Here is a 21895-nt window from a genome sequence, read left to right as displayed (position 1 = left end):
GCCGGGTTACCGCCGAGCGCGACGAACTCGAGCGCGTCACCCGCTACGAATACGCCGACGACCTGCACCTGGTCAGCCGACGGATCAACCCCGACGGCAGCGAACTGAAGTACCGCTACGACCACGCGCAACTGTTGCTGACCGAAATCGAAAACGAGGCCGGCGAGCATTATCGGCTGGACTACACGCCGGGCGGCTTGATCCGCCAGGAAACCGGTTTCGATGGCCGGCGCACCGCCTATGCCTACGACCTCAACGGCCGGTTGCTGGAAAAGACCGAGTTCGGCGATGACGGTTCGCAGCTGGTCACGGCCTATCAACGCGACAGCGCCGGCCGCCTGCTGCTCAAGACCCTGCCCGACGGGGCCCAGGTCGCGTACCGCTACGACCGCCTGGGTCGCCTGGTCAGTGTCGACGACGGCCAGGCGCATCCGCTGGCGTTCGACTACGACGCCCATGACCGGCTGATCACCGAACACCAGCGCTGGGGCACCCTGCGTTACGGCTATGACGCCTGCGGCCAGCTGCAGCACCTGCGCCTGCCGGACAACAGCCGGGTTAAATACCACCGCGCCCAAGGCGGCGCGCTGACCGCCATCGACCTCAACGGTTCGCGCCTGACCACCCACAGCTTTGTCGGTGGTCGCGAACAAAACCGCCAGCAAGGCGCCTTGCTCAGCGAATACGCCTACGACGAACAGGGCCGCCTGCACGCCCACGCCGTCAGCCAACACCAGCGTCCGTTGTACCGCCGCGACTATGCCTACGCCGCCAACGGCAACCTCCTGCAGGTCGACGACAGCCGCCACGGCCAACGCCGCTACCAGTACGACCCGCTCGACCGCCTGACCCACGTCCGCCACGCCCGTGATCAGGACCCGGAACACTTCAGCCACGACCCGGCCGGCAACCTGCTGATCCACGACCGCCCCGGCCCCTGGCACCTCAAGGGCAACCGCCTGCGGCGCCACGCCGACCGGCATTACGCCTACGACGCCTTCGGCAACCTGATCCGCGAACGCCGCGGGGATGCCGTCACCGAGTACCGCTACGACAGCCAGCACCGCCTGATCGGCCTCCAGCTGCCGGACGGTCGCCAGGCCTGCTACCGCTACGACGCCTTCGGCCGGCGCATCGCCAAGACCGTCGACGGCCAGACCACCACCTTCTTCTGGCAGGGCGACCAGCTCATCGCCGAAAGCGGCCCAACCCACTACCGCAGCTACCTCTACGAACCCGGCAGCTTCCGCCCGCTGGCGCTGCTCGACGGCAAAGGCCCGAAAAAAGCCTGCCCGTTCTACTACCAACTCGACCACCTCGGCACCCCGCAGGAACTCACCGACTACGGCGGCGACATCGTCTGGTCGGCGAAATACACCGCCTACGGCAAACTCAGCCAACTGACCCACGGCGGCGGCGAACAACTCGAACAACCGCTGCGCTTCCAGGGCCAGTACTTCGACACCGAAAGCGGCCTGCACTACAACCGCCATCGCTACTACCAGCCCGACACGGGACGCTACCTGACCCCGGATCCGGTGAAGCTGGCCGGCGGGTTGAATGCCTACCAGTACACGCGCAACCCGACGGGGTGGGTGGATCCGTTGGGGTTGGCTTGTTCCCCGTGCCCTGGATCAAAAAATGCTGATGGTCCGTATAGCGCAATTGTTCCTGGGGGCGGTTTGGCTGCGCACGAGGCTCAAGGAGGCCATCTCATTGCAAAGCACGTTGGTAGAACTGATGTGCAGTTGAAACAAAGACTACAGGATGAACCAAATATTCCGGCTGCGTCTACTTTTCCGGATCGTGTTATTGCTGAAGCGGCTGCCTCAGAGGCATTGGCCGCGAATACGCAGCAAATAAAAAAATTCTTAACTAGCAGCAAGTCAAAGACAACTATTACCCATCAGTTCATCCAACCAATAGGTGCCAGCATGCCAAATGGATCTAATCACTCTTTACCTGCAACGAAAATACTATTGGTACTGAAAAAAGCCCCCCAATTACCATTGGGGTATTTCTTGCTCACAGGTTTTCCAGAGCTATGAACAGTGAATTTCCTGAACTCCATGATTTTTTTGGAGCTTATTTCCACCAAGATTGGACTGCGGAACATCAAACGTCTGAGCAGGTGATTGATGCCTTTTTGACCGATTCAGGTTCACTTGAAGTGAGGAATGTACGACAAGAACTGGGGCTACTGCTTAATCAGCGAATGGATGAACCGCTATTAAAGGAGTTCTTGTTGCGAGAATTAAGTTGTTACTACTGCTATTGGAATGAATGGGAGTCCGGCCAGTCTTGGTTACGACACATCTTTGATAGATTGAAGGGGGAAATTTGACCGGCGTTATTGCTGACAAACACAACGAAAAACTTCGGAAAAAATCCTAGAAGATTTCCTCCAAGTTGTGCCGCTCTAAAGGGCTCCGCAGATCTTAGTGACTGTAGAAAACTGATCGCTTCCAACGAGCTTCCCATTTTAGTATTACAAGCCAAAAGCCCAGCGATCTGCCGGGCTTTTTCTCAAGGACTTGATCAAATTAACCCCCAGAACTCTCCTCACTCCCCCCCGAACTACCTGATCCTCCAGACCCACTCCCAGAACCGTTCCCCATCGAACTTCCACCGCTCCCCGCCCCTCTGCTCTCCCCCCCGCTGGTGCTGCTCCCATTGGCATCCCCACCATTCCCCCCGCCAATCGTGCCCGGCGGCAGTGCAGTCTCGGGCCCCGAGCCCGCGTTCATTTCCGTGGATGGTGGCATGCCGCCCTTGTCGACTGGCGCATCGTTGCCGGCCAATGCCCCCCATGAACCGAGTGACAACAATCCGGCCACTGTCAGGGCCGTGAATTTTGACTTGATCATGGTGCACTCCTTTTCAAAGTGGCTTACCTGACTTCTGGCAGCAGCCACTTTTCAGGTGTGCCATTCAATCGACGAGCGGCATGGCATCGAGGGGCGCGAATCAACTGGGTTCGCTGGAACCCTCTTTATCGGCAATGTCCGGGTCCTTCGGGTTCCCCTCGACGTCGGTGCGTCTGACGTCTTCATTGGGGACTTGCTCGACACCCGCGTCATCGTCAGGTGGACGCTGATCGCGGCTCAAAGGGTCGGTCGGTGAAGGCAGCGGATACTCGGGGGTATCGTCAACGTCGGTGTCTTTTGGATCAGCGCTCATGGTGCACCTCGCAAAGAGCCTGAAAGGCAGGCCCTGGAATTTCGAGGCCGCAGCGAGGCTGCACGTTCGATCAGGCAGACAATCGGTCAGTCTTGCGACAGAAACGAAAAACCCGGCGCATGGCCGGGTTTCTGCTGTCGGGAAATGCCGACTCAGTGGTGTTTATTTTTGTGTTTATGCTTGTGCTTGTGTTTGTGGCCGCCACCGGAATGGCTGTCGTTATCGCTGCCCAGGTTGTTGCCGACAGCGCCACCTGCCGCGCCACCCAGGCCCGCACCGATGGTCGAGCCGGTTGAGCCGCCGATGCTGTTACCGATCACTGAACCGCTCGCCGACCCCAGACCACCACCGATCGCCGCTTCAGTACGGCTGCCCTTGGAGGCGCCGACCGCACTACCGGCCGCGCCGCCCACACCGGCACCAATTGCAGCGCCGGTACTGCCGCCCAATTGCCCCCCGACCACATTACCCAGCGCTCCGCCAAGACCACCGCCCACCGCCGCGGTACCGTCACCGGCCGCCATGGCCAGCGGTGAGAGCAAGAGCCCGAATACCAGGGCAGGCAACATGAGACGTGGGGCCCGATGGCCGTTAACTTCCTTGCCTTTGCAATTCGCTGTCATAGCGTGCCTCGAATTTCTCAGGGGTGTAGAGCTTTGAACGGCTAAACACAAAAACGTTCGCTGAGCGGTATCAATCAACCCGCGATAGCCCGGTCGGCCGACAGTTTGCCAGCCCCTTCGATCAATACCGCGATGCTGCCACCGAGCAGGGCCAGGGCAAACTCATAGCCGTTGTTGGCCATGAACAGACCGTTACTGATGTGCACCGAGAAGATCGCCACCAGGGAGAGGAAGGTCAGGCCCAGGGCTGCCGGGCGCGCCAGCAGGCCGATGATCAGTGCCAGACCGCCGAAGAACTCGGTCCCGCCCGCCAGCGTCGCCATCAGGTAGCCCGGCGCCAGGCCAATGCTTTCCATGTACTGCGCGGTGCCGGCCAGGCCGTAGCCACCGAACGCCCCGAAGAGTTTCTGCGCGCCGTGGGCAGCAAAGATGATGCCGACAAAAATTCGCAGAACGGTCAGGCCGTAGCCGGCGCGGGTAAACAGAACCTTGTTGATCAGTGTGCTCATGCTGTGTCATCCATTGTGAGTGTGTGTTGGTTGGCCGCCATACTAATCAGTAAAAATTATATTTAAAGCGCAAAAACCCGCTACAACACTTCAGTTTATTCGATCATTTCCGCAGGACAACCTTTTGCCCTTGGGGCTCCAACGACTCCCGCTCCCGATCGAACGCCAGGTAATACTTGTTCACGCTATTAACATAGCTGACAGGTCCCATTCCCACCTGCTCCATGGCGATGCGCTCAACCTGAAAGAACCACTGATTGGGATTCAAGCCCCGCCGCCGCGCCTCGGTACGCATCCCCTGAACCCGCTCCGGGCCGATGTTGTAGGCCGCCAACACAAAGGCCATGCGCTCGCGCTCGTTGAGCTTGGGGCTGGCGAAGAACTTGCGGCGGATCATCGCCAGGTACTTGGCCCCGGCCTGCACATTGGCATCGAGTTCCTGAATATTGCTGACCCCCACCCGCTGGGCCGCGGATGGCGTGATTTGCATCAGGCCGGTCGGAGCGCCGCCACTGCGGGCCTTGGGTTGCAGGCCGGATTCCTTGAACGCCAGCGCCGCCAGATTCAGCCAGTCCATGCCTTGGGCGTCGGCGTGTTTCTGCAACACCGGGCGAAGTTTTTCCAGACGCTGGCGGTCAGCCTTGGCCAAGGGATAATGGACTTGATAGAGACGCCGATAGATTCGCAGGAAAGCCGCGTCCTGATCCGACGGTTTTTTGTAGCCGCCGAGGAATCGGTCAATGCTGGCCCGCAGCATTGACGCATCGCGGCGCACGAACCAGTACTCCTCACCCGGGTCGCTGATTTGCACCTGCCGGTCCAGGCGCAACTTGGGCAGGATCTTGCCCCAACGTTCGGCAATCGGTTGCTCGACGATGGTCAGGTGAAAGATCCCCCCCTGGACCATCTCCAGCACATCCTCGACCGCCAGGCTCGGGTCGACCCATTCGATATTGACCGGCGGCAGCTTGTTCAAGGCAAGTTTCTGATTGATCTGGCTGACCGCATCACCGGCGGCACTGCCGGTGGGCAGCGCGAGGGTTTTGCCCGACAGTTGCTCGAGGCGGGTGTAGCGACGTTCGCCCTTGATGCCCACCAACACCAGGGGAATGTTGCTGGCAATCGGTTCGCTGGTGCTGACGGCGAAACCCGGGCGCAGGTCGAGCAATTCCCCGGGAGCCACCAGGTCGCCCTCCCCGCGCTGCAATGCGCCGAGCAGTTGGTCCTTGGCCTTGGGGATGATCTTGAGGGTGATTTCCTGACCGTCACGGGCATGACCGTTGAGGTACTGTTCGAAGGCGCGCAAACGGTGATATTCGACGCCGATGGCTTGGCCCTGGACTTCGCCTGAACTGTTGCGGCTCTGGTTGACCAGCACGCGCAGCACACGACTGCTGCGGATTTCCGTCAGGTCGCGCACCTTGGCCGCCGGCACGGCTTGCAGCGGTCCGGGCAGACGCGCAACCGCCGACATCGGCAGCAGCAGCGAACAACACAGCAGTAGCAAAACCGAGGGACGAATCATCCACTCTCCGGAAAGAATTCGGGTCGATCGCATGGGTATTTTCATGCAATCAAAATGTCTGAAACCGGGCGCCTGAGACGCTGGAAAAGTGCGAAAGACTGGCACAATGATGGCACCTTGACCATCCTGTCCTGCCTCGCGGAATCAAAAGACAGCTATAACTCGTTGTAGTTCTTGGTTTTTCTTATAAATCTACAGCTCTGATATGCTTTCCGGCCTTTGGTCCGAGGTAGCACCATGCAACTCATCGATATCGGCGTCAACCTGACCAACCCCAGCTTTGCCGACAAACACCAGGCTGTACTCGACCGTGCCTATGCCGCCGGGGTCTGCCAATTGGTGCTCACCGGCACCAACGTCGAGGGCAGCGAGCAGGCGCTGGAGCTGTGCCGGCAACTGGATGAAAGCGGGCAACGGCTGTTCGCCACCGCGGGCATTCACCCCCACGCCGCCAGCGACTGGAACGCCGACAGCGCCCGCCACCTGCGCAGTCTGCTCAAGGAGTCGAACGTGGTTGCCGTGGGTGAATGCGGCCTGGATTTCAACCGTGATTTCTCGCCCCGCCCGCAACAGGAAAAAGTCCTCGAAGAGCACCTGGCGCTGGCGGTCGAGTTGCAGTTGCCGGTGTTCCTGCATGAGCGCGATGCCAGTCAGCGACTGCTGGAGATCCTGCGCGACTACCGCGACCAATTGCCGGCGGCGGTCGTGCACTGCTTCACCGGGGAACAAAAGGCGCTGTTCAGTTACCTCGACATGGACCTGCACATCGGCATCACCGGCTGGATCTGCGACGAACGCCGGGGCACGCATCTGCATCCGCTGGTCAAAGAGATCAAGCGCGGACGCCTGATGCTCGAAAGCGATGCACCGTACCTGCTGCCGCGCAGCCTGCGTCCAAAGCCGAAAAATGGTCGCAACGAACCGGCGTATCTGACGGAAGTGCTGCGGGAGGTGGCGTTGCACCGCGCAGAGACTCAGGAAGACCTGGCGGCGCACACCACCGCCTGCGCGCGGGCGTTTTACGGGTTGCCGACTATCCCCCAGTAAACACATATCCCCCTGTGGGAGCGAGCCTGCTCGCGAAGGCATTGGAACATTCAGCACTGAGGTGACTGTCAGACCGCATTCGCGAGCAGGCTCGCTCCCACAATGGGAAAGCGCTGCCTGTTGATCCATATCAAGATTCGGCACCCCGAATAGCGGCACAATGCTGGCACCTTGCCAAAACTGTTTCCGCTATCAGAGAAGACCTCCATGGGTGCCTGGCTTAGCAATATCTCGCTGAAATACAAATTCTGGGCGGTGAATGCCGTCGCCTTCGTCACCACCCTGCTATTGGTGCTGTACGCCGTGCAGCTCGAACAACAGGCCCGTAGTCATGCTGCCCAGGCATCGGCCCAGGCCCAGGCGCGTTTGCTCGGCACTTGGCCTTCCGGGCAGCCTCTGCCCAAAGCGGAGAACCTCTTGACCTTCAGCCGCGACCAGGCACCGGTGCTCGGCGGGCAACCCATACCTGAATTGACCCATGCAAACGGCTGGGTCGAGATCAACGCCCTGCCGATTTTCGGTGACAACCTGCTCATTGGCGCCGAGGTATTCACACGCGCGGACGGCCAGCAGGTCGCGGTGATTGCCCAGGGTCCGAGCCTGAGCCAGGTGTTCGGCGAGCGCTTCGCAAATTATGCGGTAGCGGTGTTCATCCTGATGCTGGTCATGCTCGGCGCGTCGCAGTTACTGATCCGCTTCCTGCTTAGCCAACTCAATACCTTGAAAGACGTGATGCTCCATGTCGAAAAAACCGGCGACCTCTCGGCTCGCGTCCCGCTGGCATGCAACGACGAAGTCGGACAGATGGCCAATGCGTTCAATGCCATGCAGGCCGGCTATCAACGGGTGGTCAACACCGTCGCCAACACGGCTCGCCAACTGGACGACGGCGCCGCACGGCTGGCGGCGAGCATGAATGAAGTGCGCCACGGTATGTTGGGCCAGCAGAGTGAAACCGATCAGGCCGCCACCGCGATCAACGAAATGACTGCCACGGTCCACCACATCGCCCAGCATGCCGGCGCCACCCGCGACCTCTCACAATCGGCCGATACCCTGGCCGGCAGCGGGCAGGCGGTGGTCATGCGCGTACAGCAGTCGATTGCCGGCTTGTCCACCGGGGTGCAGCAGACCGCCGAGATGATTCAGCGTCTGGCCGAAGACAGCCAGAAGATCAACGGTGTGGTCAATGTGATCCACAGCATTGCCGAGCAGACCAATCTGCTGGCGCTGAACGCCGCGATTGAAGCAGCCAGGGCCGGTGAAATGGGCCGTGGCTTTGCGGTGGTCGCCGATGAAGTGCGCAACCTGGCCAAGCGTGTGCAGACCTCCACTGACGAGATCACCGTGATGGTGGCGGCGCTGCAGGCCGGCACCCGGGATGCCGTGGACTTCATGCAGGAGAGCTCGTTCAAGGCCGACGACTGCGTACAGCAAGCACAGGAGGCTGGCACTGCCCTGGCGCAAATCACCGGGGCGGTGGCGCAGATGCGTGAAAGCAATACCCAGATCGCAGTGGCAGCCGAACAGCAGAGCCAGGTGGCGGAAGAGATGAACCGGGCGGTGGTGAGCATCCGCGATGTCACCGAGAACACCGTGCAGCAGACGGTCGCTTCGGCGATTACCAGTAACGAGTTGGCGTTGTTGGCCGGGGAGTTGAGCAAGGCCATAGGGCAGCTCAAGCTGTAAGGGCCTTTTCGCGAGCAGGCTCGCTCCCACAGGGGTACGCATTCCTATGTGGGAGCGAGCCTGCTCGCGAAGGGGCCCGCCAGGTCAATATCAATATTGCCCATGGCCCCTATCACTTCGATAGCCATCCTTGATTCGCCGCCCGCATTGGCCGGGCCTATCCTTCAATCATGTAGTTCACATGGATTCGAGGATCAGCATCATGGGTAAACGTCACCCCAACCTTCCCGCCTGGCAATGGCGTGCCTACCCGAACAATCACCAGCACCCGACCAATCTGGTGCTGCACCTGATCGCCGTGCCGCTGTTTATCGTCGCGTTTCTGCTGATTGTTTCCGGGGTGTTCGGCCTGAACCTGGCGAACGTCGCCATCGGCGTCATAGGCGTGATCGCCGCGCTGGGGTTGCAGCGTCACGGTCACACCCTGGAAGTGCAAGCGTCCGAACCGTTCAGTGATCGCAAGGATGCGGTGTCGCGCCTGATGGTCGAGCAGTTCCTGACCTTTCCGCGGTTTTTCCTCAGCGGAGGCTGGTGGCGCGCCTGGCGTGAGCGCCACCGCCGTCATTGATCAGGCAAAGACGGTCACCGTCTGCCGGCTCATGGCGATCAAACGGCCTTCCACATCCCACAGATTCGCCGCGGCATGGCCGTAGCCGTCGGTGGCGTGTTCGGTTTCGACGAGGTATTTGCACCAGTCCAGTGTGCTCAGTTCCAGCAGAGGCTGGACGAATTCGATGGTCCAGGTCAGCGTGCTGCCCATGGCCGGTTTCTTCAGGTGCGGCATCACGGCCGGTGGCCAGGCGTCCACCAGCGCCAGAATGTGGGCTTCGCTGATCGCCTCTTCCTTCACATCACCACGCAACCGCACCCAGCCGCCCATCTGGCGCGAGGTATTGCCGGTGAACGGCAGCCCGCCGACACTCCAGCGCATCGCCAGATGACGCATGAACTCCGGAATCACGCCTTCAATGAACGGCAGTTCCTGGCAGTCATCCCAATGCTTCATTTCCGGCGCCGGTTGCGCGGTCACGGCCACTTCCGAAGCCCGCGAGGCGCCGAAGCTGCCCTGGATCATGGTCACTACCTGCCCCTTCTGCATTGCCCGGCCCAGCACCTGGCTGACGGCCTTGCCCTCGCGCAACACATCGACTTCAAAACTGACCGGCACTTCGGGTTCCACCGGGCCAACGAAAGTGATCGCCAGCGAGCGCACCGGACGATCCGCCGGCACCTTTGCGCGCATGGCTTCGTACTGCAAGGCGGCCACCAGGCCACCGAAACTGGCGCGCCCCTGCGCCCATCCGGCCGGGATGGTCAGCTCCAGCGGTTGGCGGCGGACAGCGTCGAGCAGATCGGAAAAGCGCATGGAAACCTCAGGGGCGAAAATGAATGAAGGGATCTTAACCAGCCGGCGAAGGCTGTACAGCGCGTATTCCGGCCAAATTCACCGGCAGATGAGCCGCTCAGTATTCATGCCATACATAAACCCCCTGTGGGAGCGAGCCTGCTCGCGAATGCGGCGAGTCAGTCAGCATTGATTCATCTGACAGATTGCATTCGCGAGCAGGCTCGCTCCCACAGGGAATATGTAGTGGATTCAGGATTTGAAACAGGCCTTGTCGAGTTTGTCGAGGACGCGGTCGGAACGCTGTTCGGCTTCGGCCATTGTGGTTTTCCAGGTCGCGACGCAGGGTTGCAGATCCGCTTCTTTCTCTGCGATGGCCAACCATTGCAGACAGTCATGCCAGTCCCCCAAAGCGCCCTGTGCGGCCTTGAGCCTGGGCAACGCCGCTTTCGGCAAACGATCCAGCTCGGGATAGGCCTCGATGCCATAACGCACGCGCTTGATCAAAAGGCGCAAGCGGTGACGGTCGTGGGCCGGATCGTGCAGGGCTTCGTCGAGTTTTTTCCACTGTTTGGCCAGGCGTTTTTCGATGCGTTTACCCAGCCCCTTGAGCAACCCCTGACGCTGGGCCGCCCGCAAGAACCGCGGAAAAGCGTCGAGGATCATCAGCAACTGCGCGAGCTCCGTGCTCGTCGCCACTGCCGGATACGCCTGTGCCATCTGCGCCATGCGCCACTGCGCGGCTTCGGTTTGATCATGCTCGAGCAGGTAGGCGGCCAGCACCTCGCGATCGCGCAATGGCGTGGTCAGGTCGCCGACCCCGGAGGCTGCCGTCTCCAGCTGTTCGACGCCCGGCAAGCCGCGCAATGGCCGCAGCAGGCTGCGCAACCGGCGCACCGTGGTACGAAGATCATGCAAGGCTTCCGGATCGGTGCGGGCACTCAAGCGGGCCTGACACGCCAGCAGACGAACTTCCAGACCCAGGACATGGGCCACCAAGCGGTCAATCATGGGGGTTACTCCGTAAACAGCTGCAAGCGGCAAGCTATAAGCTGCAAGTCGAATTGCAGCGCGGCCAGACTTGCAGCTTGTCGCTTAGAGCTTATAGCTGCTTTTATCCTTTAGCGCCCCGCGCGGGATTCGCGAATATAGAAACGCGCCTTCTCGGCTTTCTTGGTGCAGCCTTCAAAGCCTTCGAATTGCTGTTGGGTCTTGGCCGCGGTCAACAGCGACAGCGCCTTGGAGTAGCTGACGGTCCCGGCGAACCCCTCGGCCTTGGCCAGGTCCAGTTCACGCCATGCCGCGTCCAGACTGCTGCCGCAGCTGTCGCGATAAGCGGTTTTACCGGCGCAACCGGCAAGTGCCAGGGCAATCAATGGCACACAGATCCAGGCTTTCATCACTCACACCTCAAAGATAAGAAACAGTCATGCAGGTAGGACGGTCCGGCACGGGAAAAGTGCCGTCCATCGCCTGCGCAAGCTATAGCGCTGGCGAGAATAATCAAGTGCCGCCATAACAATAAAACGACGCACTCACTTCACTGAGCGACCTTGCGATTGAAGCGCGCCCCTCGATGGGCGCATTGTTGAACCATTCAAACGAGGGCGATTCATGAAAAAGCGTGTCGCACTGGTATTGGGCTCGGGAGGAGCCCGGGGTTATGCCCATATTGGCGTCATCCAGGAGATTGAACGGCGTGGCTACGACATTGCCTGCATCGCCGGTTGTTCCATGGGAGCGGTGGTCGGCGGGATCTACGCCGCCGGCAAGCTGGATGAGTATCGCGACTGGATCGAAAGCCTGGATTACCTCGATGTACTGCGCCTGGTGGATGTCAGTTTTCGCCTGGGTGCGATCCGCGGGGAAAAGGTGTTCGGGCAGATCCGCAAGATTGTCGGCGAAATCAATATCGAAGACCTGCGCATTCCCTACACGGCCGTGGCCACCGACTTGACCAACCAGCAGGAGATCTGGTTCCAGGAAGGTTGCCTGCACCAGGCCATGCGAGCCTCGGCGGCGATTCCCAGCCTGTTTACCCCGGTGATGCAGGGCAATCGCATGCTGGTGGACGGCGGCATTCTCAACCCGTTGCCGATCGTGCCGGTGGTCTCGAGCCATTGCGATTTGATCATCGCGGTCAATCTCAACTCCACCAACCAGCGTCACTATCAACTGCCGGTGATCCAGCGTCCCGCCGCGTTCAAGACCCGCTTCGACAGCCTGATCAACTCGCTCGGTTCGAAGCTGCCGTTCCGGCGCAAACCCGCCGAGCAGTTGTTGCTGCTGGAAAAAGAAGCGTTGATGGCGGAGGCGGCCGACATCAATCCCTGGGTCGAATCCGCCGAACCCGAAGCCCAGCAACCGGCAGCCGCGCCTGAACGCGCCGGTGCGCCGAAATCCGCCACCGGCTCGTTCATCATCGACAACGTGGGACCTGCGTCCTTGCTGGATCTGATCAACCAGAGCTTCGAGGTGATGCAGACTTCGTTGGCGCAATACAAGATCGCCGGTTATCCGCCGGACATCCTGATCAACGTGCCGAAGCGGGTGTGCCGTTTTTTCGAGTTCTACAAGGCGCCGGAGTTGATCGCGCTGGGACGGGAGATTGCGCGCGATACGCTGGATCGATATGAGAATGAGCGGGATCAAGCATCATGAAATTCCTGATTAAAAGAACTGGTCTGATGCGCCCCAAAATACCGCGCTCCATCAGCTGCTGATGCAATGCCTGGCAGTTGATGGAGTCGCTCCTCCATTTTCGGATCAACAATAGCAACTTATTGATATACGGTAAGTAGGTGATCCACACTCACTGACCAGGTACTATTTCAGTAGCGTGCTTTGCAACTTTGGATCTGAACATACGCTTGAAATACCGGGAATGTAGCTTGTATTCAAACCAACCAAACGCACACCCACCGACCACCGAAAAAAACATAAATACAAAAAACACCCCTAAAAATCGCATTTGTATGCCATAAATTTTGAACAATGCAAGCAACCCGGCAATAATCACTGTATGAACCAGATAAATTCCATACGAGTAATCACCAAGTCGGATAATAAAACGTGGAAAATTCATTTGCTTCGATGCAGCGATCAAACAGATGAAGCTGAACGACTGCATGACAAACATCGGTGCAGGGGAAGGAAAATTAATACTATTACTGATAGCCCATGTACAAATCGCGATTAAAACAAGTTGAACAGGAGGTAGTTTTTCAATTTTTGACAGTCCGCCTAGGGATGCGAACAGACCCGCTATGAAAAAAATCGGGTATGGGGTTAACAAGATTCCCCAGCCTGGTTGGGCAACGGCGGCAAATACCTGAGGCGTATCGATATTACCTAGAACCCGATAGGCATCCACAACGATGATAGCTGTGAGCCATGCAGCACAAACCCAAAGCATCTTTCTGGGTGGCGTACGCATTAAAATCAATGCATAAACAAAAACGTAGAACGCCAACTCATAGCAAAGAGTCCAATACGGAATCTTGTAGCTATTATTTAGCAGCAATGAGGGCAACAACAGTGCCGACCTAAAATCAAAAGTCCAATCAGCACCAAGCGGGACAAGCACTAGATAACTAATCACTATTGCCAGCCAGTAAGGCGGATATACGCGCGCCAACCGGTTCCATAGAAACGCTTTCCCTTGATCAAGGCACGCCCCCATCACATACCCAGAAATGACAAAGAACAGACTTACGCCCAGACGACCAAAATTGATCATTAAATACGGCTGATAGTCGATACCCTTGAAATAGCAAGTAAAATAAGTCACATGCTGAAAAAGCACAAAAAAACAAGCAATAAATCGCAGGGCTTGGATTCCACCCACATAGTTGTTTTGCATTTACTTGCGTTCCCTTGTAAGGCTTGACGTTATGCGCCGAGAGCCACCGCATGATTCATCTAAACCAAATAGTGAGCCATTAAAACCTAAAGCCCACCCTCACTCAACAACCGATACCCCACCCCTGCCTCCGTCACGATAAACCGTGGTCGCGTCGGATCATCCGCCAGTTTCTGCCGCAAATGCCCGACCACGATCCGCAGGTAATGGCTGTCTTCGGTGTGGGTCGGTCCCCAGATGTCCTTGAGCAGTTGCTGCTGGGTGATGACCCGTCCCGGATGGCGCGCCAGTTGCGCCAGCACGGCGTATTCCTTGCGGGTCAGGGCGACTTCGCTGCCGTCGAGCAGCACTCGGCGATACGCCAGGTCCACCGTCAGCGGGCCGAAGCTCAGCGCGGCTTGCTGGGCTTCGCCCACCGGTGCCTGTCGCAACAGCGCGCGGATCCGCGCCAGGAATTCCTGGATACCGAAGGGTTTGGTCACGTAGTCATTGGCGCCACCGTCCAGCGCTTCAACCTTCTGCCCTTCGCCGGCACGCACCGAGAGCACCAGCACCGGCGCCACCGACCACTCGCGAAACTCACGCAACACCTGTTGGCCGTCCATGTCCGGCAAACCGAGGTCGAGTACCAGCAGGTCCGGTTTGTTCAGCGCGGCCTGGGCCAGTCCTTCATTACCGGTGCCCGCCTCCAGCACTTTGTAGCCTTGGGAAACGAGGCTGATGCGCAGGAATTTGCGGATCTGCGGTTCGTCGTCGATGACCAAAATGGTCGCGGTCTGGCTCATGGATTCACATCAATCTGAAGAGGTGGAAAAGAGTAGCGCAAGCACCATCAGGCTTCACCTTCGACACTTAATTTTCAAAGGCCGGCTGAGCCTGCAGGGGCAGGTGCAAGGTGATGCAGGTGCCGCGTCCTTCGATACCGTCGGCGACGCTGATCCGCCCGCCGTGGGCACCGACCATGCCCTGACAGATCGCCAGCCCCAGCCCGGTGCCTTGCCCGCCACGATCGCCGCGGGCGGCGGTGTAGAACATGTCGAAAATCTTCTCCCGCTCCGCTTCCGGGATCCCGGGGCCTTCGTCACTCACCGAGAAAAACAGCTCGCTGTCGTCAGCCCCGGCGCTCAATTGCAAACGACCGTGGGCCGGCGAGAAACGCGCGGCGTTTTCCAGCACATTGATCAACGCCTGTTCGATCAGTGCGGCGTGGACGTACAGCAACGGCAACTCCGCCGGTACCTCGACATTCACCTGCAACGACGCCAGCACCGTACGCAGGCGATTGAGCGCGCTGCCAACAATGTCTGCCGGTGATACCCAATCCCGCGACAGTTTCAGCGCGCCGTGACCTAGGCGGGTCATGTCCAGCAGATTCTGGATGTAGCGGTCGAGGCGTTCGGCTTCATCACGGGTGCCTTCGAGCAGCTCGCGGCGATCCTCCAGCGGGATCGCCTCGCCAAGGGCCAGCAGGCTGTCGATGCTGCCGCGCATGGAGGTCAACGGTGTGCGCAAGTCGTGGGACACCGAGGCCAGCAAGGCACTGCGCAGTTGCTCGGTTTCACCGTGCAGCCGCGCCGCTTCCAGGTCATCGGCCAGTTGTGCGCGGGCCAGCGCCTGTGCCAGTGGCTGGCTCAACGCTGTCAACAAACGCCGACGCTGGCCGCTCAAGGTCTGGCCCTCTTTCGCGCACACCCCGAGCAGCGCCAGCGGCCCCTCTTCCACCGACAACGGCCACCACCACCAACGGCCGAACGGCAAGGTGCCGGTGCCCGCGCCCGCCGGTTGATCGTGCTGCCAGGCCCAATCGGCGGCTGCGCGCTCGGCTTCGGTGAATTCCAGCGGGCCACCGGTTTCGACTTTCCAGCCACTCTGGCCGTCACGATTGAGCAGGCACAGTTGCAGATCGCTCCAGCCCTCGAGGTGATGAGCGGCGGCATTGATCACAGCCTGACGGTCAGTGGCGGCGGTGAGTTTGCGCGACAGGTCGAGCAGTTCGGTCGTTTCCTCCTGGGTGTCGCGCAAGGCCTGCAGCTGGCGCCGCTGTCGTGCCGCGAGGTTGCCGGTGAGGGCCGCCATCAGCAGGAAGAACAGCAAGGTCAGCACGTCTTCTTCGCGCTGGATGTGAAAGGAAAAATTCGGCGGAATGAACAGGAAGTCGTAAGTCAGAAACGACAACACGGCACAGGCCAGCGCCGGGCCGAGGCTGCTACGCACCGCCACCAGCAACACGGCGGCGAGGAACACCAGGGAAATATTCGGCAGCGGCAAGACACTCGCCACCGCCCAGGCCAGGGCACTGGCGAGCACGGTCGCGATCAGCGCCAGCGCGTAGTCAAACCACACCAGCGAATGAACCGGACGTAGTCGTGGCTGATCCTGTTCGATATCGCTGTCGATGACGTTGATTTCCAGCCCGCGTGCATGGCGCAACAAACGCGCCGCCAAACCACCACCGAACAATCGACGGCGCAAACGCTGGCGGGACTGTCCGACCAGCACCAGGCTGGCGCGACGCTCGGCGGCATGCTGGATCAGGGTCTTGGCCACCTCGCCGGCCCGCAGCAACACCACTTCGCCGCCCAGGCGTTCGGCCAGTTGCTGGGCACTTTGCAGGCGCAGGCGCGATTGCTCGTCACGCACACTGCCAGTGTCCACATGCACCAGGCTCCACGGCAGATGCCGGCGCTGGGCGACGCGGCTGGCGTGGCGCACCAGACGCTCGGCCTGGGCATCGCCATCGATGCCGACCAGCAAGCGCCCGCGCACGGCGGGCGCCGCCTGACCGAGCTGACGATACCCCTGGGCCAGATCGTTATCGACCTGAGCCGCGGCGGTTTGCATCGCCAGTTCACGCAACGCGGTGAGGTTGGTCTGGGAAAAGTACGCATCGATGGCCGCCCGCGCCTGCTCCGGCACATAGACCTTGCCGTCACGCAGACGCTCAAGCAGCTCGCGTGGGGGCAAGTCGATCAACAGCAGTTCGTAGGCTTCTTGAAGCACCCAGTCCGGCAGCGTTTCGCGGATCTGCACGCCGGTGATGCCACGCACCTGATCGTTGAGACTCTCCAGATGCTGGACATTGACCGTGGTGTACACATCGATGCCGGCGGCGAGCAGTTCCTGAATATCTTGCCAACGTTTGGCGTGACGACTGCCCGGGGCATTGGTGTGGGCCAGTTCGTCCACCAATACCAGTTTCGGTTTGGCAGCGAGCAAGCCGTCGAGGTCCATTTCTTCGAGCATCACGCCACGGTATTCCGAGCGCACCAGCGGTTGCTGCGGCAAGCCGCCGAGCAGCGCTTCGGTCTCGGCGCGGCCATGGGTCTCGACCACACCGGCAATGAGCTTCACGCCTTGACGCAGTTGAGTGTGGGCCGCTTGCAGCATGGCGTAGGTCTTGCCGACCCCGGGCGCGGCACCGAGAAAAACCTTGAGCCGGCCACGACCGTCGCGGGGCAGGTTGGCTAACAGCGCGTCGGCGCGGCCGGAGTCGCTCATGTTCGGGATTCTCTTATTTCAGATGTTCATGTAGTGGCTGTTCTGCCGTCTTCGCGAGCAGGCTCGCTCCCACATGGGAATGCGTACCCCTGTGGGAGCGAGCCTGCTCGCGAATGGCCGCACCGCCGCTCTACAACTTTTCCAGCGCCCTGTTCAGCGCCAACACATTCACCACCGGCGGCCCCACCAGCGGCTGTTCGATGTGCGCGTCCAGCAGGTTTTGCAGGGTCGCGACCGGCAGGTTGCGCGCCGCGGCGACACGCGCCAGTTGATAGGCAATCGCGGCCGGTGGCAAGTGTGGATCGAGGCCGCTGCCGGAGGTGGTGACCATCGCCAGCGGCACCGGCCCCTGACCGGGCGCCAACAGTTTGTTGGCGTCGTCGATCACCCGAGCGGCCAGGGCCGGGTTGCTCGGCGACAGGTTGCTGGCACCGCTCGACACAGTGGCAAATGCACCGGCCGATGGCCGTGGGTGGAACCAGGCGTCACCGACGAAATCCTGGGCAATCAGCGAAGAACCGCGGACCTTGCCGTCGGCATCGCGGACCAGGCTGCCATTGGCCTGATCGGGGAACGCAACCTGCGCCACGCTGGTGACCACCAAGGGGTAGGCAACGCCGGTGATCAGGGTCATCAGGACCAGCAGGCTCAGGGCCGGGCGTATCATTGTGGACATTTCAAAATCCTCGAATTCAATGAACAAATACGGCGTTCAGTCAGATGCATAGTGTCGTGTTCTTCGCGAGCAGGCTCGCTCCCACAGGGCAATGCGTTGCTTTTTGTGGGAGCGAGCCTGCTCGCGAAGGCGGTGTGTCTGGCACACCGCTCACGGGTCAAACCAGATGCAACGCCGTCAACAGCATGTCGATGGCCTTGATGCCCACGAACGGCACCAGAATCCCGCCCAGTCCATAGATCAGCAAGTTGCGGCGCAGCAATGCCGCCGCGCTCGCCGCCTGCACCCGCACACCGCGCAATGCCAGCGGAATCAGCACGACAATGATCAAGGCGTTGAACACGATCGCCGAGAGAATCGCGCTTTGCGGGCTGCTCAGGTGCATGATGTTCAACACGCCGAGTTGCGGGTAGATCGCGGCAAACAGCGCCGGCAGGATCGCGAAGTACTTGGCCACGTCGTTGGCGATGGAAAACGTCGTCAACGCGCCGCGGGTCACCAGCAACTCCTTGCCGATCTGCACCACATCCAGCAGCTTGGTCGGGTCGCTGTCGAGGTCGACCATGTTGGCCGCCTCGCGTGCCGCCTGGGTGCCGTCGTTCATCGCCATGCCGACGTCGGCCTGGGCCAGGGCCGGGGCATCGTTGGCGCCGTCACCGCACATGGCGACCAGGCGACCGTCGTTTTGCTCGTGACGAATGCGCGCCAGTTTTTTCTCCGGCGTGGCTTCGGCCAGCACGTCATCCACACCCGCTTCAGCGGCGATCGCCGCAGCGGTCAGCGGGTTGTCGCCGGTCACCATGACCGTACGGATCCCCAGTTTGCGCAACTCGGCAAAACGTTCGCGGATGCCGGGCTTGACCACGTCCTTGAGGTGGATCGCGCCCAGCAGTTTGCCGTCGGCGCAGACCAGCAACGGCGTACCGCCACTCTGGGCAATCCTGTCGATTTCCCGAGACAGCGGCGCGGCCAGATCGGCGCGTTTGAGACCGACGAAGGCCAGCAGCGAATCCACGGCCCCCTTGCGATAGACACGACCCTGATAGTCGACACCCGACAGCCGGGTTTCGGCACTGAACGGCACGGCAGACAGCAACTCAGCGGCCGGCTCAGGCTGCGGTTGAGTGCCACGCAGGTATTCGACGATGGATTTACCTTCTGCCGTGTCATCGGCCAGCGAGGCAAACAAGGCGCCCTCGGCCAGTTCCCGGGCAGTCACTCCCGGAGCCGGAACCACAGCGGTGCAACGACGGTTGCCGAAGGTGATGGTGCCGGTCTTGTCCAGCAGCAGGACATGCACGTCCCCCGCCGCTTCCACGGCGCGACCGGACTTGGCAATCACATTCAGGCGAACCAGGCGATCCATCCCGGCGATACCGACGGCGGACAACAGGCCGCCGATGGTGGTCGGGATCAGCGTGACCAATAACGCCACCAGGAACACCAGCGGCAGGCTGCCGTTGGCGAAGTGCGCGAACGGTTGAAGGGTCACGACCACCAGCAGGAAGATCAGGGTCAGGCCGATCAACAGGATGTCGAGCGCCACTTCGTTCGGGGTTTTCTGCCGTTTGGCGCCTTCGACCAGGGCGATCATGCGGTCCAGTGTCGACTCACCGGGGTTGGCGGTGATCTTCACCAGCAGCCAGTCAGACACCAGCCGGGTATTGCCGGTAACGGCCGAACGGTCGCCGCCGGACTCGCGGATCACCGGTGCCGATTCACCGGTGATCGCCGCTTCGTTGACCGCGGCGATGCCTTCGATCACTTCACCGTCACCGGGGATCATCTCCCCGGCTTCGACGCGCACTACATCGCCCTTGCGCAGGCTGGTGGCGGGCACCACCTGGAAGGTGCCGTTGCTGGTTTTGCGGCGCGCGCTCAAGCCTTCACTGCCCGCCTTGAGGCTATCGGCGCGGGCCTTGCCGCGGCCTTCGGCCAGGGCTTCGGCGAAGTTGGCGAACAGCACGGTGAACCACAGCCACACCGCGATCTGCGCGGCGACGAAGGTGGGTACCGCCGTGTCCGGGACGAAGCACAGAACGGTGGTCAGGATCGCCGTCAGTTCGACCACCAGCATCACCGGTGCGCGTTGCAATTGCCGAGGGTCGAGCTTGACGAAAGCTTGCAACAACGCTGGGCGCCAGAGGGCCGAGATCGCGGTTTTCGGTTGTTCCGGTGCCTTCGCGGCAACCGGTTTTACTACGGGCATATTCATCAAATAGTCCTCAGCTCTTTAACCCAAAAGCAACCATGCTCAAGTGGTCAGCAATCGGCCCCAGCGCCAGGGTCGGCAGAAAGGTCAAACCACCCACCAGCAAAATGGTCACGGTCAGCAGGGTCACGAACAGCGGGCCGTGGGTCGGGAAGCTGTTCTGCCCGATCGGTGCGGTTTTCTTCATCGCCAGGCTGCCGGCCAGAGCCAGGACCGGAAGGATGTAGCCGAAACGACCGATCAACATGCCCAGGCCCAGCATCAGGTTGTGGAACGGCGTGTTGGCGCCGAAGCCGCCGAACGCGGAACCGTTGTTGGCACTGGCCGAGGTGTAGGCGTAAAGCAACTGGCTGAAACCATGGGGTCCGGGATTGCTCACCGATGCCACCGGGCCGGGCAGGCTGGCGGCAATCGCGCCGAGTACCAGTACGCCGATCGGCATGACCATCAGGGTCACCACCAGCAATTGCACTTCCTTGGCTTGCAGTTTTTTGCCGAGGTATTCCGGGGTCCGGCCGATCATCAGGCCGGCGAGGAACACCGCGATCAATACGTTGAGCAACATCCCGTAGAGCCCGGCGCCGACGCCGCCGAAGATCACTTCGCCGACCATCATGTTGACCAGCGCCACCATGCCGCTGAGCGGGTTGAGGCTGTCGTGCATGCCGTTGACCGAACCGTTCGATGCCGCCGTGGTGGTGACTGACCAGAGCACGGTGGCCGTGGTGCCGAACCGGGCTTCCTTGCCCTCCAGCGGCGCGGTTTGTTCGACAGCGACGTTGTTCAGGGTCGGGTTCGGTTGGTATTCGGCCCACAACGAAGTCGCACCACCGATCAGGAACAACGCCAGCATGCAGGCGATGATCGCGCGGCTCTGACGCAGGTCCTTCACGTAGTGGCCGAAGGTGAAGACCAGCGCGACGGGAATCAAGATGATCGACGCCAGCTCGAACAGGTTGGCCCAGGCCGTCGGGTTCTCGAACGGATGCGCCGAGTTGACGCCGAAGAAGCCACCACCGTTGGTACCCAGTTGCTTGATCGCAATCTGGCTGGCGGCAGGACCGAGCGGGATCACCTGATCGACACCCTGCATCGTCACCGCATTCACGTATTGCGCGAAGGTTTGCGGCACGCCTTGCCAGACCAGGTACAGCGCCAGCAGCAGGCACAGCGGCAGCAGGCCGTAGAGGGTAGCGCGGGTCATGTCGACCCAGAAGTTGCCCAGGGATTGGGTGGACTTGCGACCGATGCCACGGCAAAGCGCGACCAGCACAGCGAGACCGGTCGCGGCACTGACGAAGTTCTGCACGGTGAGGCCGGCCATCTGGCTCAGATAGCTCAGCGATGCTTCACCGCTGTAGGCCTGCCAGTTGGTGTTGGTCATGAAACTGATGGCGGTGTTGAACGCCAGCGTCCACTCCTGGCCCGGCAGGTTTTGCGGGTTCAGGGGCAGATGGTCCTGGAACAACAGAATCGCGAACAGCAGCAGGAAACCCGCGAGGTTGAAGGCGAGCAAGGCCAGGGCGTACTTCTGCCAGCTCTGTTCGGCCTGCGGATCGACCCCGGCCAACCGGTAACAACCCCGTTCGACCGGGCCGAGGATCGGCGTCAACCAGGTGCGCTGGCCTTCCATCACCTTGTAGTAGAAGCGCCCGAGAAACGGCGCCGGAACCAATACCACCGCAAAAAAAACGAGGATCAGCCAATAGTCATAACTGTGCATAGCCGC

General features: G+C 60.7%; 19 protein-coding genes. 6 read left to right on the top strand and 13 right to left on the bottom strand.

What is annotated here, in order from left to right:
* Both CKW21_RS24945 and CKW21_RS24940 read left to right on the top strand, forming a co-directional pair.
* On the top strand, nt 1–2048 hold a 2048-nt coding region (locus tag CKW21_RS24945; RefSeq protein ID WP_141233021.1), incomplete at its 5' end, for an RHS repeat-associated core domain-containing protein.
* On the top strand, nt 2045–2344 hold the full coding sequence (locus CKW21_RS24940; RefSeq protein ID WP_095196541.1) for a contact-dependent growth inhibition system immunity protein: 300 nt from the start codon (nt 2045–2047) through the stop codon (nt 2342–2344). The genes CKW21_RS24945 and CKW21_RS24940, both read left to right, overlap by 4 nt.
* A 623-nt stretch (nt 2345–2967) precedes the next feature.
* On the opposite strand, the gene CKW21_RS24930 is transcribed toward CKW21_RS24940, so the two are convergent.
* The 4 genes from CKW21_RS24930 to CKW21_RS24915 all read right to left on the bottom strand — a co-directional run bounded on the left by CKW21_RS24930 (nt 2968) and on the right by CKW21_RS24915 (nt 5837).
* Nucleotides 2968–3180, bottom strand: coding sequence for a hypothetical protein (locus CKW21_RS24930; RefSeq protein ID WP_095196539.1), 213 nt, complete (start codon nt 3178–3180; stop codon nt 2968–2970).
* Nucleotides 3181–3332: 152 nt separating this feature from the next.
* The gene (locus tag CKW21_RS24925) at nt 3333–3749 is read right to left on the bottom strand and encodes a glycine zipper domain-containing protein (protein WP_095196538.1); all 417 of its coding nucleotides are present in this window, start codon (nt 3747–3749) and stop codon (nt 3333–3335) included.
* A 128-nt stretch (nt 3750–3877) separates the two neighbouring features.
* Nucleotides 3878–4312, bottom strand: coding sequence for a DoxX family protein (locus tag CKW21_RS24920; RefSeq protein ID WP_095196537.1), 435 nt, complete (start codon nt 4310–4312; stop codon nt 3878–3880).
* A 103-nt stretch (nt 4313–4415) separates the two neighbouring features.
* Nucleotides 4416–5837: a transglycosylase SLT domain-containing protein gene (locus CKW21_RS24915; protein WP_095196536.1), complete on the bottom strand. Its 1422-nt coding sequence runs from the start codon at nt 5835–5837 to the stop codon at nt 4416–4418.
* A 237-nt stretch (nt 5838–6074) separates the two neighbouring features.
* On the opposite strand from CKW21_RS24915, the gene CKW21_RS24910 reads away from it, so the two are divergent.
* From CKW21_RS24910 to CKW21_RS24900, 3 genes are all read left to right on the top strand, one after another.
* Nucleotides 6075–6884 carry a TatD family hydrolase gene (locus CKW21_RS24910; RefSeq protein WP_095196535.1) on the top strand — a complete coding sequence of 270 codons (810 nt, stop codon included), beginning with the start codon at nt 6075–6077 and terminating at the stop codon, nt 6882–6884.
* 207 nt (nt 6885–7091) lie between these two features.
* Complete coding sequence (locus tag CKW21_RS24905) at nt 7092–8573, top strand: methyl-accepting chemotaxis protein (RefSeq protein WP_095196534.1); 1482 nt, start codon at nt 7092–7094, stop codon at nt 8571–8573.
* A gap of 202 nt (nt 8574–8775) precedes the next feature.
* Nucleotides 8776–9141, top strand: coding sequence for an Mpo1-like protein (locus tag CKW21_RS24900; protein ID WP_095196533.1), 366 nt, complete (start codon nt 8776–8778; stop codon nt 9139–9141).
* Here the strand turns inward: CKW21_RS24900 and CKW21_RS24895 are convergent, their stop codons facing one another.
* The 3 genes from CKW21_RS24895 to CKW21_RS24885 all read right to left on the bottom strand — a co-directional run bounded on the left by CKW21_RS24895 (nt 9142) and on the right by CKW21_RS24885 (nt 11318).
* A complete protein-coding gene (locus tag CKW21_RS24895) occupies nt 9142–9939 on the bottom strand; it encodes an acyl-CoA thioesterase II (protein ID WP_095196532.1) in 798 nt (265 codons plus the stop codon).
* A gap of 231 nt (nt 9940–10170) precedes the next feature.
* Complete coding sequence (locus CKW21_RS24890; protein WP_095196531.1) at nt 10171–10929, bottom strand: CHAD domain-containing protein; 759 nt, start codon at nt 10927–10929, stop codon at nt 10171–10173.
* A gap of 110 nt (nt 10930–11039) precedes the next feature.
* Nucleotides 11040–11318 carry a hypothetical protein gene (locus tag CKW21_RS24885; RefSeq protein WP_095196530.1) on the bottom strand — a complete coding sequence of 93 codons (279 nt, stop codon included), beginning with the start codon at nt 11316–11318 and terminating at the stop codon, nt 11040–11042.
* Nucleotides 11319–11532: 214 nt separating this feature from the next.
* Here CKW21_RS24885 and CKW21_RS24880 point away from each other — a divergent pair, with 214 nt between their 5' ends.
* Nucleotides 11533–12579 (top strand): patatin-like phospholipase family protein, encoded by a 1047-nt coding sequence (locus tag CKW21_RS24880; protein ID WP_095196529.1) that lies wholly within the window; start codon nt 11533–11535, stop codon nt 12577–12579.
* 151 nt (nt 12580–12730) lie between these two features.
* On the opposite strand, the gene CKW21_RS24875 is transcribed toward CKW21_RS24880, so the two are convergent.
* The 6 genes from CKW21_RS24875 to kdpA form a co-directional block, all read right to left on the bottom strand.
* Nucleotides 12731–13780 (bottom strand): acyltransferase, encoded by a 1050-nt coding sequence (locus tag CKW21_RS24875; RefSeq protein ID WP_095196528.1) that lies wholly within the window; start codon nt 13778–13780, stop codon nt 12731–12733.
* Between the two features lie 86 nt (nt 13781–13866).
* Nucleotides 13867–14565 carry a response regulator gene (locus CKW21_RS24870; protein WP_095196527.1) on the bottom strand — a complete coding sequence of 233 codons (699 nt, stop codon included), beginning with the start codon at nt 14563–14565 and terminating at the stop codon, nt 13867–13869.
* 67 nt (nt 14566–14632) lie between these two features.
* Complete coding sequence (locus tag CKW21_RS24865; protein WP_095196526.1) at nt 14633–17278, bottom strand: sensor histidine kinase KdpD; 2646 nt, start codon at nt 17276–17278, stop codon at nt 14633–14635.
* Nucleotides 17279–17408: 130 nt separating this feature from the next.
* On the bottom strand, nt 17409–17954 hold the full coding sequence (kdpC, locus tag CKW21_RS24860; RefSeq protein ID WP_095196546.1) for a potassium-transporting ATPase subunit KdpC: 546 nt from the start codon (nt 17952–17954) through the stop codon (nt 17409–17411).
* A gap of 157 nt (nt 17955–18111) precedes the next feature.
* The gene (gene kdpB, locus CKW21_RS24855; RefSeq protein WP_095196525.1) at nt 18112–20169 is read right to left on the bottom strand and encodes a potassium-transporting ATPase subunit KdpB; all 2058 of its coding nucleotides are present in this window, start codon (nt 20167–20169) and stop codon (nt 18112–18114) included.
* 10 nt (nt 20170–20179) lie between these two features.
* Nucleotides 20180–21889 carry a potassium-transporting ATPase subunit KdpA gene (kdpA, locus tag CKW21_RS24850; protein WP_095196524.1) on the bottom strand — a complete coding sequence of 570 codons (1710 nt, stop codon included), beginning with the start codon at nt 21887–21889 and terminating at the stop codon, nt 20180–20182.
* Nucleotides 21890–21895 lie beyond the last annotated feature (6 nt).

This window comes from Pseudomonas sp. Irchel 3A7 (genome assembly GCF_900187565.1).
Taxonomy (GTDB): Bacteria; Pseudomonadota; Gammaproteobacteria; order Pseudomonadales; family Pseudomonadaceae; genus Aquipseudomonas.
Note: the sequence above shows the minus strand (reverse complement) of the source record. Positions and strands in the feature narration are given on the sequence as shown.